Source organism: Maritalea sp., from assembly GCF_051251695.1.
Lineage (GTDB): Bacteria > Pseudomonadota > Alphaproteobacteria > Rhizobiales > Devosiaceae > Maritalea.
In genome coordinates this window covers 89,705-101,683 of record NZ_JBPOEU010000003.1, presented here as the reverse complement: position 1 = coordinate 101,683, position 11,979 = coordinate 89,705, and the positions used below count along the sequence as shown (strand labels likewise).

Annotated in this window: 13 protein-coding genes; 6 read left to right on the top strand and 7 right to left on the bottom strand. The window is 51.1% G+C overall.

The features are described 5' to 3' along the window. Positions 1 to 3: 3 nt before the first annotated feature. The 5 genes from ACSHWX_RS02365 to ACSHWX_RS02345 are packed head-to-tail and all read left to right on the top strand — an operon-like array spanning position 4 to position 4,458. Positions 4 to 774 carry an enoyl-CoA hydratase-related protein gene (locus ACSHWX_RS02365; protein ID WP_435666575.1) on the top strand — a complete coding sequence of 257 codons (771 nt, stop codon included), beginning with the start codon at positions 4 to 6 and terminating at the stop codon, positions 772 to 774. A gap of 9 nt (positions 775 to 783) precedes the next feature. Then, a complete protein-coding gene (locus ACSHWX_RS02360) occupies positions 784 to 1,554 on the top strand; it encodes an SDR family NAD(P)-dependent oxidoreductase (protein ID WP_435666574.1) in 771 nt (256 codons plus the stop codon). 10 nt (positions 1,555 to 1,564) lie between these two features. Next, the gene (locus tag ACSHWX_RS02355; RefSeq protein ID WP_435666573.1) at positions 1,565 to 2,749 is read left to right on the top strand and encodes an acetyl-CoA C-acyltransferase; all 1,185 of its coding nucleotides are present in this window, start codon (positions 1,565 to 1,567) and stop codon (positions 2,747 to 2,749) included. 30 nt (positions 2,750 to 2,779) lie between these two features. Then, positions 2,780 to 3,529, top strand: coding sequence for an electron transfer flavoprotein subunit beta/FixA family protein (locus tag ACSHWX_RS02350; protein ID WP_435666572.1), 750 nt, complete (start codon positions 2,780 to 2,782; stop codon positions 3,527 to 3,529). Further along, entirely contained in the window at positions 3,529 to 4,458 is a 930-nt protein-coding gene (locus ACSHWX_RS02345) for an electron transfer flavoprotein subunit alpha/FixB family protein (RefSeq protein ID WP_435666571.1), read from the top strand. The genes ACSHWX_RS02350 and ACSHWX_RS02345 overlap by 1 nt, the downstream gene beginning before the upstream one ends. 189 nt (positions 4,459 to 4,647) lie before the next feature. On the opposite strand, the gene ACSHWX_RS02340 is transcribed toward ACSHWX_RS02345, so the two are convergent. Further along, positions 4,648 to 4,818 (bottom strand): hypothetical protein, encoded by a 171-nt coding sequence (locus ACSHWX_RS02340; RefSeq protein WP_435666570.1) that lies wholly within the window; start codon positions 4,816 to 4,818, stop codon positions 4,648 to 4,650. Between the two features lie 277 nt (positions 4,819 to 5,095). Between ACSHWX_RS02340 and ACSHWX_RS02335 the strand changes: the two genes are divergently transcribed. Continuing rightward, positions 5,096 to 5,932, top strand: coding sequence for a helix-turn-helix domain-containing protein (locus ACSHWX_RS02335; protein WP_435666569.1), 837 nt, complete (start codon positions 5,096 to 5,098; stop codon positions 5,930 to 5,932). Positions 5,933 to 6,001: 69 nt separating this feature from the next. Here ACSHWX_RS02335 and ACSHWX_RS02330 read toward each other — a convergent pair whose 3' ends face one another. The 6 genes from ACSHWX_RS02330 to ACSHWX_RS02305 are packed head-to-tail and all read right to left on the bottom strand — an operon-like array spanning position 6,002 to position 11,967. Beyond that, complete coding sequence (locus ACSHWX_RS02330; protein ID WP_435666568.1) at positions 6,002 to 6,787, bottom strand: crotonase/enoyl-CoA hydratase family protein; 786 nt, start codon at positions 6,785 to 6,787, stop codon at positions 6,002 to 6,004. Beyond that, on the bottom strand, positions 6,784 to 7,185 hold the full coding sequence (locus ACSHWX_RS02325; RefSeq protein ID WP_435666567.1) for a DUF4440 domain-containing protein: 402 nt from the start codon (positions 7,183 to 7,185) through the stop codon (positions 6,784 to 6,786). The genes ACSHWX_RS02330 and ACSHWX_RS02325 overlap by 4 nt, the downstream gene beginning before the upstream one ends. Before the next feature lie 5 nt (positions 7,186 to 7,190). Further along, positions 7,191 to 8,042, bottom strand: a complete 852-nt coding sequence (locus tag ACSHWX_RS02320) for a hydroxymethylglutaryl-CoA lyase (protein WP_435666566.1) — start codon at positions 8,040 to 8,042, stop codon at positions 7,191 to 7,193. Next, positions 8,035 to 10,017, bottom strand: coding sequence for an acetyl/propionyl/methylcrotonyl-CoA carboxylase subunit alpha (locus ACSHWX_RS02315; protein ID WP_435666565.1), 1,983 nt, complete (start codon positions 10,015 to 10,017; stop codon positions 8,035 to 8,037). The genes ACSHWX_RS02320 and ACSHWX_RS02315 overlap by 8 nt, the downstream gene beginning before the upstream one ends. Before the next feature lie 39 nt (positions 10,018 to 10,056). Beyond that, positions 10,057 to 10,359: a hypothetical protein gene (locus tag ACSHWX_RS02310; RefSeq protein ID WP_435666564.1), complete on the bottom strand. Its 303-nt coding sequence runs from the start codon at positions 10,357 to 10,359 to the stop codon at positions 10,057 to 10,059. Continuing rightward, positions 10,360 to 11,967 (bottom strand): carboxyl transferase domain-containing protein, encoded by a 1,608-nt coding sequence (locus ACSHWX_RS02305; RefSeq protein WP_435666563.1) that lies wholly within the window; start codon positions 11,965 to 11,967, stop codon positions 10,360 to 10,362. Between the last annotated feature and the right edge of the window lie 12 nt (positions 11,968 to 11,979).

Sequence of the window (11,979 nt, the reverse complement as noted above, 5' to 3'; positions counted from 1 at the left end):
ACGATGACCCAAACTATTCTAGTCGAAAAAATCGACCGCGTTGTGCATATCACCCTCAATCGCCCCGAAGCGCTAAACGCGCTCAATTTGGCTGTTATGGACGAGATAACCACAACGCTCGCCCAATATGATGCTGACCCAGAAGTCGGCTGTTTTGTTATATCAGGATCACCCAAAGCGTTTGCGGCGGGTGCCGATATCAAGGAAATGCAAAACCAGACCTATACCGATATGGCTAAAGCCAATTGGTTTGCTGGATGGGATAAACTGACAGCAACGCGCACGCCAATATTGGCCGCTGTAAATGGTTATGCGCTTGGCGGCGGTTGCGAGTTGGCGATGATGTGCGACGTGATTTATGCGGGTGATCGCGCGAAATTCGGTCAGCCTGAAATTAAACTGGGCGTTATCCCAGGCATGGGTGGATCGCAGCGCCTCACCAAACTGGTTGGCAAGTCCAAAGCGATGGATATGGTTTTAACGGGCCGGATGATGGATGCTGAAGAAGCCGAACGTTCAGGCTTGGCAGCGCGGACTTTTCCCGCTGACCAGTTGGTAGAAGAAGTACTTAAAATCGCGGCTGAAATTGCAGGCTTTGGCAAGCTCGCGACACAAGCCGCTAAAGAGGCCGTGAATCAAGCCGAAGAACTGGGCTTGCGCCAAGGGGTGTTGTTCGAACGCCGGACGTTCCACGCCTTGTTTGGCACTCATGACCAACAAGAGGGCATGGCTGCATTTACTGAGAAACGCGACCCGATATTTAAAGGCGAATAGGACAATGATATGCAGATAAATTCTGATTTGAGCGTTGTCATCACGGGCGGCGCATCTGGTTTGGGCGAAGGCGTTGCGCGGCATTTGGCGGCAAAAGGCGTGAAAGTCGGCCTGTTTGATCTCAACGAAGAACGCGGAGAAGCCATCGCTAAAGAACTGGGCGGCACCTTCGCCAAGGTGGATGTTTCTAACGCTCAAAGCGTTGCAGCGGGCTTTGAAAAAGTACGCGCAGCAAACGGCCAAGAACGTGTTGTGGTCAATTGCGCAGGTATTGCGCCAGGCGCGAAAACGATTGACCGGGAAGGCAACCCGCACGATCCAGCAATGTTTGCCAAAACCATTGGCGTCAATCTAATCGGTACATTCCACTGCGCTTCCATGGGTGCTGCTGGCATGGCCAAATTGGATACAGTAAGCGACGATCTAGAGCGTGGCGTTATCATCAACACCGCCTCTGTTGCAGCTTATGAAGGCCAAGTGGGCCAAATCGCTTATGCTGCCTCCAAAGGTGGCGTTGTGGGGATGATGTTGCCGATGGCGCGTGACCTGAGCCGTGATGGCATTCGCGTGGTCACTATCGCCCCGGGCATTTTTATGACCCCAATGATGGCGGGCTTTAGTGAAGAAGTTCAAGATTCACTGGCGGCGAACACCCCATTCCCCAAACGGCTGGGCACCCCGGCCGATTATGCATCTCTTGCAGAAGAGATCATTCGTAATTCGATGATCAATGGCGAAACCATCCGCATTGATGGCGCTGTTCGTTTGCAGCCGCGATAGGAGAAAATCTATGAGCAATGATCCAATTGTAATTGTAGGCGCTGCCCGTACCCCAATGGGTGGATTCCAGGGCGAACTTGGCGCAGTTGCAGCACCGACGCTTGGTGCGACTGCCATTAAGGCGGCGCTTGCAGGTGCTGGCATTGACAGCCAAGACGTGTCTGAAGTTCTGATGGGCAATGTTCTGTCGGCTGGCGTCGGCCAAGCCCCGGCTAGACAGGCAGCCCTTGGGGCTGATTTGCCGCTTGGCACCCCCTCCACCACCATTTCAAAAGTTTGCGGTTCTGGCATGAAGGCTGTGATGATGGCCCATGATCAGCTTAAGGCTGGCAATGGTGACGTTTTGGTGGCTGGTGGCATGGAAAGCATGACCAACGCGCCATATCTGTTGCCCAAAATGCGCGGCGGCGCGCGTATGGGCCACGCAGAAGTGATTGACCATATGTTTTTTGACGGCTTGCAAAACGCTTATGACGACCACGAACTAATGGGCAATTTTGCCGAAAACTGCGCCGGGAAATATGAGTTTTCACGCGAAGCACAAGATGAATTCGCCATTGGTTCGCTGAACAAGGCACTTGAAGCGCAAAGCTCTGGTGCTTTTGAAGCAGAAATTGCACCTGTGACGATCGCATCCCGTAAAGGCGAGATTGTTGTTTCACAAGACGAGCAGCCCAAAAATGCACGGCCAGACAAAATCCCAACATTGCGTCCTGCGTTCGCCAAAGACGGCACCGTAACCGCAGCCAATGCATCTTCCATTTCGGATGGTGCCGCAGCTTTGGTGCTGATGCGTGAAAGCGACGCCAAGGCAAAAGGCCTAAACATTCGGGCGCGGATTGTTGGCCATCAAAGCCATGCCCATGAGCCGGGTTGGTTCACCACTGCGCCGGTGCCCGCGATGCAAAAACTAGTCGATAAGATCGGCTGGAGCATTGCAGATGTTGATCTGTGGGAAATCAATGAAGCGTTTGCCGTGGTCACCATGGCTGCCCAAAAAGACATGAACATTGACGCCGAAAAAATCAATATTCATGGCGGCGCTTGCGCGCTTGGCCACCCAATCGGCGCGTCGGGCGCTCGAATTTTGGTGACCCTGTTGCATGCGCTTGAACGCACCTCTAAAACACGGGGCGTCGCATCACTTTGTATCGGTGGCGGAGAAGCCACAGCCGTCGCGATTGAAATCGCTTAGCTCATTCCATTTCAGGAGTTGATTGAGAACATGAAAATCCTCGTTCCCGTAAAACGGGTAGTTGACTATAACGTCAAAATTCGCGTGAAAGCCGACGGCACTGGCGTCGATCTAAACAACGTCAAAATGAGTATGAACCCGTTTGATGAAATCGCGGTCGAAGAAGCACTAAAGCTCAAAGAAGCTGGCAAGGCTGAAGAAGTGATTGTGGTGTCGATCGGACCAGACAAAGCACAAGAAACCTTGCGCACGGGTCTTGCCATGGGTGCAGATCGCGCGATCCACGTTAAGCACGATGAAACCGTTGAGCCGCTTGATGTGGCCAAAATTCTTAAAGGTGTCGTGGAAGCCGAAGGCCCAGAATTGGTAATTTTGGGCAAGCAGGCAATTGATGATGACGCCAATCAAACCGGCCAAATGCTGGCTGCATTGCTCGGCTGGGGACAAGGCACATTTGCATTTAAAGTTGAACTCGGTGACGGCACTGTTGATGTGACCCGCGAAGTTGATGGCGGCCTGCAAACCGTCAAACTCGACTTGCCAGCGATCATCACCACCGACTTGCGCTTGAACCAACCGCGCTACGCCTCATTGCCCAATATTATGAAGGCCAAGAAAAAACCGTTGGATGTGAAAACACCCGGTGATTTCGGCGTTGAGGTGAAAAACCGTTTAACGGTGCTTGAAACAACCGAACCAGCCGCGCGCAAAGCAGGCATCAAAGTTGGCTCGGTTGCAGAACTGGTCGACAAACTGAAAAACGAAGCGGGAGCGATCTAATGGCGACACTTCTACTTGCAGAACATGACAATAAAAATCTGAACGAAGCGACATTGCGCGCGGCGAATGCTGCTGTTCAGTTGGGCGGCGACCTTCATGTGTTGGTTGCCGGCGAAAATTGCGCTGACGTTGGTGAAGCGGCGGCCAAAATTTCAGGCGTGGCGAAAGTCATCGTCGCTGACAACGCGGCGTTTGCCAACCAATTGGCCGAACCAGTGGCCGACCTGATTGTCACCATGGCTGAAGGCTATGACGCGTTTGTTGCCCCTGCAACATCAAACGGCAAAAACACCATGCCGCGTGTTGCTGCCTTGCTCGACGTGATGCAGCTTTCTGACGTCACCGAAGTGATTTCTGCTGACACATTCGTGCGCCCAATTTATGCGGGCAATGCATTTCAAAAAGTGCAAACTTCAGACGCAAAAAAAGTACTGACAGTCCGCACGACGACATTTGAAGCAGCAACACTTGAGGGTTCAGCCAGCGTTGAAGCGGCTGGCCAAGAAGTTGGCAACGGACTATCCAGTTTTGTTAGCGCAGAACTAGCAGGCGGAGATCGGGTTGATCTGGCCTCTGCTAAAATCGTCATTTCTGGCGGTCGTGCATTGGGCTCCAAAGAAAAGTTCAACGAGCTGCTTGAACCCTTGGCCGACAAGCTGGGCGCCGCCCTCGGCGCATCTCGCGCTGCGGTTGATGCAGGCTATGCGCCAAACGATTGGCAAGTGGGCCAAACTGGCAAGGTCGTTGCGCCGGACTTGTACATCGCCATCGGCATTTCAGGTGCGATCCAGCACTTGGCAGGCATGAAAGACAGCACCATAATCGTTGCCATCAACACAGACGAAGACGCACCGATTTTCTCCATTGCTGACTATGGCTTGGTGGGTGATTTGTTTGAAGCTGTACCCGAACTTACAGCTTCGATCTAAAATTTGAAGGGGTCGCGATTTCCCCAAAATGCCAAAGTTAAAATATATACTCTGGTGTTTTTGGCGAGGTTGTGACCCTAATCTTTTGTCAAAATGACGCGCAAAGCCGCTTATCATCACCCCCGACCAGCAAGGAGCAGCAGTCGCAGTTCTTGAAAAGCTGCGATGGTTTGGTAGCTAGTCAATTCTCTATAAACATGTCTTTGTAATCACATACAGCAATGCGGTCAGCGCTAATCCGGCAGTTGCGCCCAGCAGCAGCGACATCATAAGTGCTTGCTGATGATCATTCTCGAAAAGCTGACAAAGAATGAGATAAAACCGACGAATTGAAAATTTTTGGTCGTTTGGAGTTGTCATCGTCGCCTACCAGGTCAGTCTCTTAAAATGCTTCATTTGTCGGACCAATTTTCTGTCCTTATGACAAAACTGGGCCAGAGCTAAAAACGCTCAAAACAAGGGAAAGCGCGATGTCACTGGCCCTTGCTGAGTACAACGTTGTACTAACATTTACCCATCGCAGCCGCATCTTTAAATTTGTCAACCCTTGTTGCGAACGTGCAACAAACTGGTATATGCATGGCAAATCGTTGGTGTTGATATGTCAGCCCCAAGCGAAAATCGAAGGGGCTTTCAAATGGCAACCCATGCGCTGGCGCCGCACTTATCGCCAAAACATGTTCGCGAAAACTGCCGTATAAACCTTGAACGCGCTGTGCAACAATTGGGTTCTGCATCTCGTGTTGCAGATGCAATGGGCATCAATCGCTCACAACTGAGCCGATATTTGTCTGGTTCTACCGTACCTCGCATTGAAACTCTTTTTACACTGGCACGGACCATGGGCGTTTCCATGGAATGGTTCTTGCTCGATCACCGACTTGAGCCCAACTTGACGGGGCGAGATCAATTTGCACGCTCAATGTCGCAACTCATTCGCGGTCGTGAATTTCAAATCACCGAGGATTTGCTGGAAGACGGATTTTATATGTTTTGGAAGGGCCTTTGGGGTCTGCCAAATAGATATGAAGCGCTGTTTTCCAAAATCATCGGTGCAAATGGCACTAAAAATATACGCACCAGTATGATTCGCCCTCTGCGACGGGAAAAATTATTGGATGCCTTCTATCCGGGCGACTTAATGTGCGAAGGCGTGCTCATTCGTTCCGCTGGCGGAATCACGTCCCTTTTCGCCGATACGCCAAACAATGTCTTGGTAATAGGTTATTTGGAAAAGCAAGAGAGACGATGGGAGTTTGGGGGGAACGCGATGTATTGTGGGAACCTTACCGTACATTTACCCCAGACAGAACAACGACCAAGTATGGTGCCGTTTCTAATCGAAAAAGTAGCGCCGAAAACCTCAACAGTTCTGCAAGCGGCGCGGTCGGTCGATTCTTATGAATTCGAAGACCTGCCCGAGCGAGTGAAGTTTCACATCGAAAACATGCAGCCCTCTAGGATGCACCGATAAAGTGTGTAGGGCACTGCGCATCTATTATCGCAATTGAAATGTAAATTCAGTTCAAACACAGTACTTCTGTTATGCAAGCCAATTCGGTTTGCGTTTCTCAAAAAAGGCTGAAATGCCTTCATGCGCTTCCGGGTCTTCCCAACAATCTGCCAGCTGGTTGACCGTGAAGTCTATTACGCTTTGGTCAATTTTTGGGCCAAGCGCACGCGCTAGCATTTTTGCACGGGCAACGGCGCCAGGCGCGGCGTTCAGGTAAGGCGCAACTTCTTGTTCAACCGCATCATCTAACTGGTCTGCGGCGACAAGTTTTGACAACAGATTAAAAGAAACGGCTTCTTTACCGCCAAAAATACGCGCTGACATAAACACGCGTCGTGCTTTATCTTCGCCCATGCGCGCAAGCACATAAGGGCTGATGGTGGCTGGGATTAGCCCCAGTTTTGTTTCCGTCAGGCCAAATTTTGCCCCTTCGACCGCTACGACCACATCACAGACTGACATCATGCCAACCCCGCCGCCAAAAGCGTTGCCTTGCACTTTGCCAATCAACGGTTTTTCAAGCGTGTTGAGTGCAAACAACATGTTGGCAAGCCGCTTGGCCTCCGCAATGCGCACTTGGCGCGTGGCGTTAAACTGCTGGCGCATCCATTCGAGATCGCCGCCAGCGCAAAAACTCTTGCCAGATGCGGCAAGAACGACAACCCGGATCGATTTATCCATGTTGATAGCCGATACGACCGAGCTGATTTCATCACACATCTCTGCGTTAAGCGCATTATGCTTGTCCGCTCGGTCCAACATTAGGGTCGCAACACCACGATCATCTGTTTCAAGGCGAATATATTGATAGGTCATTTTTGCTCATTCACCTCCACTGGTGTTCCTTGATGGAAGCGCAGTTGCCACCCGATTGACGTTTTTGACCAAATTGAAGAACGATTGCCGCGCAATATTTCACCATCATAATCCAGTTCGCTTACATATGTGACTTGGACAATTTCATCGCTCAGATAGCGCGCGCTAAAATTCTCTAAGGGTATCTTGGCTTTGATTTCGGTGGTGCTTGCCGGATCAAATATCATTTCATCACGAGTATAGGTTCGACCAGAGCGACCAAACTCAAAAAAGTCTGACGCGAAATATTGTTCCATCAATTTGGGATCAAATCTCGTCTCGGTTTGCCATAACTCTTCTTCACGTTTGCGCAAATCTTCTAGATCTTTTCCTGAGACCAACTTGTCCGCACGATGCATGAAACTTATCCTTTAAGTGAAGTTGCAAATGTACTTGCTTCACTCAATTTAACCACATCGATACCTGTGTCAAAGCCTTTGCCTTGAAGCATTTGAACAACACGCTCAGTGGCAACATTGCCTTTCGCGCCCGGAGCATATGGACAACCGCCCAGACCACCGACTGCCGCATCAAAGGTACGCAACCCATACCCCAGGCAGGTTTCAATGTTGTATATGGCATTGCCTTTTGTATCATGGAAATGTCCGGCCAAATTGCGAACTGGAACGCGGCGCAAAGCCGCTTCCAGCATTTTGGATGTAGTTTCAGGCGTGGCTGCACCAATGGTATCGCCGAGGCTGATTTCATAGCAGCCTAAATCGAACAATTGTTCGGCCACCTTCGCTACAGCTTCAGGAGACGTTGGGCCATCATAGGGGCAATCTGTGATGCAGGACACATATCCACGCACCGGTATGCCATCCTCTTTGGCTGCTTCCAGCAAAGGATTGAACCGCTCTATGCTCTCCTCAATCGAGCAATTTATGTTTTTTTGGCTGAAGCCTTCCGAAGCGGACGCGAAGATGGCAACTTCGTCAGCGTTAGCGGCGCGCGCGCCTTCATAGCCGCGCAGGTTTGGCGTTAGCGCCGCATAGGCAATATCATCATGTCGATCTATACCGCCCAGAACTTCTAGCGCATCCGCCATTTGCGGCACCCATTTAGGTGATACAAAACTGGTCGCTTCAATTTTTGAAAAACCACAATCTGAGAGCAGATTGATCAGTTTAATCTTATCAGTTGTGGCGATATGTTGCTTTTCATTTTGCAACCCATCGCGCGGTCCGACTTCAAAAATCGTGACGTGATCAGTCATCTAGCGGCTCCAATTGAATAAGCAGTCCGCCATCCTTAACTTGATCACCCAGATTGACAAACACCGCTTCAATCACTCCATCACGCGGTGCCAGCAATGCGTGTTCCATTTTCATGGCTTCAACCGCCACCAGCTTATCGCCTTTACTGACCTTGTCGCCAACCTTTGCACTAAGCGCCACCACGGCGCCGGGCATCGGGGAAAGAACGGCGTCACTGGATTGCGCGGTTTCACCAGCAAGAAGCAATTTCACCCGGTCAAATGTAAACGTTTCAGTGCCGGTGAAAATGGCGATGAAGTCATCATTGACAAAGAAACGTAAATGATGCCGTTGGCCATCAATCAGAAGCGAAATGTCGCTTTCGCCAACCGTCAGCAACTCAGCTTTTAAGTTTACGTCATCGCTGGAAATAGCAAAGCTTTGCCCCGCGCCAAGCGTCACCTCAAATTTTAGTCGGTCGTCGTTGTGATCAAACTCAACGTTGTCAAACTCTCCCGGCCATGCGCGCCAGCCGGACAATTGATCCCAAGGATCGTCCGATGCATTCACGCGAGCCAAGTCGAGCCCCAGCAACACCGCTGCTGCAATCGCTGAATTTGGTGGTTTGGACTGCACGACGAGTTGATCTAAATCGCGCTCGATCAGCCCAGTATCAACATCTCCATTGGCAAAACCTTGATGGTTGCAAAGTGCTTTTAAGAACGCCCGGTTCGTCACCGAACCTGATATCTCGGTTTTACCTAAAGCCGATGCCAACCCATTCAATGCTTGTTGGCGGGTTTCGCCATGCACCGTTATTTTGGCAATCATCGGATCGTAAAACGGCGAAATCACGTCTCCGGCAACTACACCAGAATCAATGCGGGCGCTATCTTGGGGCAACTTTAGATGCGCCAATGTGCCAGTTGCTGGCAAAAACCCTTTTGGCACGTCTTCAGCATATAATCTTGCTTCGAACGCCCAACCGTTGATCGCCAGTTGATCTTGAGTTTGAGGCAAGGTGCTGCCACTTGCCACCCGCAATTGCCAGGCAACCAAATCTTGCCCGGTTATCATTTCCGTGACCGGATGTTCGACCTGCAATCTTGTGTTCATTTCCATGAAGTAAAACCCATTTGGATTTAACCCATTAGCGGCATCAACAATAAATTCAATCGTGCCAGCACCCGAATAATTGATCGCTTTCGCTGCGGTGACAGCGGCATCCCCCATGGCGTTGCGCATCTCCAGTGTCATACCGGGCGCAGGGGCTTCTTCGATTACTTTTTGGTGGCGACGTTGCAACGAACAGTCACGCTCAAACAAATGCACCACATTGCCATGATCATCGCCAAAAACCTGAATTTCAATATGGCGCGGGGTGGTGATGTATTTTTCAATCAATACTTGGCCGTCACCAAAACTGGACAGACCCTCGCGGGACGCGCTTTCCAGCGCTGATTTAAACTCGGCTGGATCATCAACCCGGCGCATACCTTTGCCACCACCGCCAGCCCGCGCTTTGATCAAAACGGGATAGCCGATTTGATCGGCTTGTTTGGCCAAGAACTCAGCATCTTGATTGTCGCCGTGATAGCCGGGCACCACTGGTACATTAGCTTTTTCCATAAGGGCTTTAGCCGCATCTTTAAGACCCATCGCCCGGATGGCGTCCGCAGACGGGCCAATAAAGCGCACACCGACTTTGTCGAGTTCATCAACAAAGTCAGGGTTTTCCGAAAGAAAACCATATCCCGGATGCACCGCTTCGGCACCAGACAACTCAATTGCCTCAAGGATTTTATCGACCTGCAAATAGCTTTGAGCCACCGGCGCAGGGCCAATCCGATAAGCTTCGTCAGCCATTTTGACGTGCTGCGCATTGACGTCCGCATCGGAGTATACTGCAACACATTTGACGCCCATGGATTGCGCTGTGCGCATGATCCGGCAGGCGATTTCGCCTCTATTGGCAATCAGAATTTTCTTGAACATTATTCGCCCTTACTCAATCCGGTTTCGCTTGTAATAGAATCATTGAGTTTCCTCCTCCACCCATTGATCGCGCAATCCTATTGCGTCCACATCGCTTTCGTTCCAGTCAACGCCGATTGATCCGTATGCGGGCACGGGCTGCCCTGTCAGACAACTCCGATATGAAACAGCATTCCCATCCGTAGAGTTGCGCCCGATTTCGATGATTTTTCTGATTTCCCCCAAAATACTCACATGCATGCCGATCTCCGGCAATCCTTCAATGTTGGTTAGCGATAGAACTAGTCCCTTGCGCTCACGGAACATAAAGGCGTCTTGAATTTGCCCACGAAATCGCATCATTTACATCCTGAAAATGCCGAATTGCGTGTCGGCAATTTGGGCGTTTAGGGTTGCGGATAGTGACAGGCCAAGCTGATCACGGGTGCGGGCGGGGTGGATGATGCCATCATCCCAAAGCCGCGCAGACGCATAAAGCGGATGGGATTGGGTTTCGAACTGATCAATGATTGGTTGTTTGAATGCCGCCTCATCTTCTTGGGACCAGTCTTCGCCTTTTCGCTCATAGCCATCACGTTTGACCGTCGCAAGCACGCCAGCCGCTTGTTCGCCGCCCATCACTGAAATGCGTGAGTTCGGCCACGTCCATAAAAAACGCGGCGAGTATGCACGGCCACACATGCCGTAATTGCCAGCGCCGAACGAGCCGCCAACCAGCACTGTGATTTTTGGCACTGAAGTCGTGGCGACGGCGGTAACCAGTTTCGCGCCATGTTTGGCGATACCTTCGTTTTCGTATTTCTTGCCGACCATGAAGCCGGTGATGTTTTGCAAAAACACCAGCGGAATTTTGCGTTGCGAGCACAGTTCAACAAAGTGAGCGCCTTTTTGTGCGCTTTCAGAAAACAACACGCCATTATTGGCGATAATACCCACGGGCATGCCGTGAATATGGGCGAAACCACATATTAGGGTAATGCCGTAACGGGCTTTAAACTCTTCAAACCGCGACCCATCGACTACGCGCGCAATCACTTCGCGAATGTCATAGGGTGTTTTCAAATCACCCGGCACAACGCCAATAATCTCATCAGGGTCATAAAGCGGAGCCTCAGAAGTCTGCATCAGCAACTGGTTGGGCTTTTGACGATTGAGGTGCGCGACAGCTTTGCGCGCAAGTTCCAGCGCATGTTGATCATTTTCAGCCAAATGGTCGGCAACGCCTGACAGTCTTGTGTGAACATCACCACCACCTAAATCTTGCGCACTCACCACTTCGCCGGTGGCCGCTTTAACCAATGGCGGGCCGGCCAGGAAAATCGTGCCCTGTTCTTTTACGATGATCGTTTCGTCCGACATGGCCGGTACATAAGCACCGCCTGCGGTACACGATCCCATTACCACAGCGATCTGAGGAATGCCGCGTGCGGACATATTGGCTTGGTTGAAAAAGATGCGACCAAAATGATCGCGATCGGCAAAAACTTCGTCTTGATTGGGTAAGTTTGCCCCGCCGCTATCCACCAAATAGACGCAGGGTAAATTATTCTCCAGCGCGATTTCTTGCGCCCTCAAATGCTTTTTGACCGTCGCTGGGTAGTAAGTCCCGCCCTTCACCGTGGCGTCATTACACACCACCATCACTTCTTGGCCCTCGACACGGCCAATACCAGTGATCAGGCCTGCGCCCGGTGCCGCGCCGTCATATAGGCCATGTGCAGCTGTTGGGCCAACTTCCAAAAATGGAGAGCCGGGATCAAGTAATTTGGTCACCCGATCTCTGGGCAATAACTTTCCGCGCGATAGGTGTCGTTCACGTGAACGTTCGCCACCGCCTAGCCGCGCCAATTCTGTGGCCGCTGCGATATCAGCCATTTGGCTTTCAAGCGCTTGTCTGTTGGCAACAAACTGATCAGATTTTGTCGAAATTTGCGATTTGATGACCGGCATAAAAATGCTCCT

Excerpts from the sequence above, each read along its gene's own strand:
- ACSHWX_RS02310 (WP_435666564.1), bottom strand. The coding sequence starts at position 10,359 with ATGATGCGATTTCGTGGGCAAATTCAAGACGCCTTTATGTTCCGTGAG.
- ACSHWX_RS02330 (WP_435666568.1), bottom strand. The coding sequence starts at position 6,787 with ATGACCTATCAATATATTCGCCTTGAAACAGATGATCGTGGTGTTGCG.
- ACSHWX_RS02335 (WP_435666569.1), top strand. The coding sequence starts at position 5,096 with ATGGCAACCCATGCGCTGGCGCCGCACTTATCGCCAAAACATGTTCGC.
- ACSHWX_RS02340 (WP_435666570.1), bottom strand. The coding sequence starts at position 4,818 with ATGACAACTCCAAACGACCAAAAATTTTCAATTCGTCGGTTTTATCTC.
- ACSHWX_RS02325 (WP_435666567.1), bottom strand. The coding sequence starts at position 7,185 with ATGCATCGTGCGGACAAGTTGGTCTCAGGAAAAGATCTAGAAGATTTG.
- ACSHWX_RS02345 (WP_435666571.1), top strand. The coding sequence starts at position 3,529 with ATGGCGACACTTCTACTTGCAGAACATGACAATAAAAATCTGAACGAA.
- ACSHWX_RS02320 (WP_435666566.1), bottom strand. The coding sequence starts at position 8,042 with ATGACTGATCACGTCACGATTTTTGAAGTCGGACCGCGCGATGGGTTG.
- ACSHWX_RS02355 (WP_435666573.1), top strand. The coding sequence starts at position 1,565 with ATGAGCAATGATCCAATTGTAATTGTAGGCGCTGCCCGTACCCCAATG.
- ACSHWX_RS02365 (WP_435666575.1), top strand. The coding sequence starts at position 4 with ATGACCCAAACTATTCTAGTCGAAAAAATCGACCGCGTTGTGCATATC.
- ACSHWX_RS02350 (WP_435666572.1), top strand. The coding sequence starts at position 2,780 with ATGAAAATCCTCGTTCCCGTAAAACGGGTAGTTGACTATAACGTCAAA.
- ACSHWX_RS02305 (WP_435666563.1), bottom strand. The coding sequence starts at position 11,967 with ATGCCGGTCATCAAATCGCAAATTTCGACAAAATCTGATCAGTTTGTT.
- ACSHWX_RS02360 (WP_435666574.1), top strand. The coding sequence starts at position 784 with ATGCAGATAAATTCTGATTTGAGCGTTGTCATCACGGGCGGCGCATCT.
- ACSHWX_RS02315 (WP_435666565.1), bottom strand. The coding sequence starts at position 10,017 with ATGTTCAAGAAAATTCTGATTGCCAATAGAGGCGAAATCGCCTGCCGG.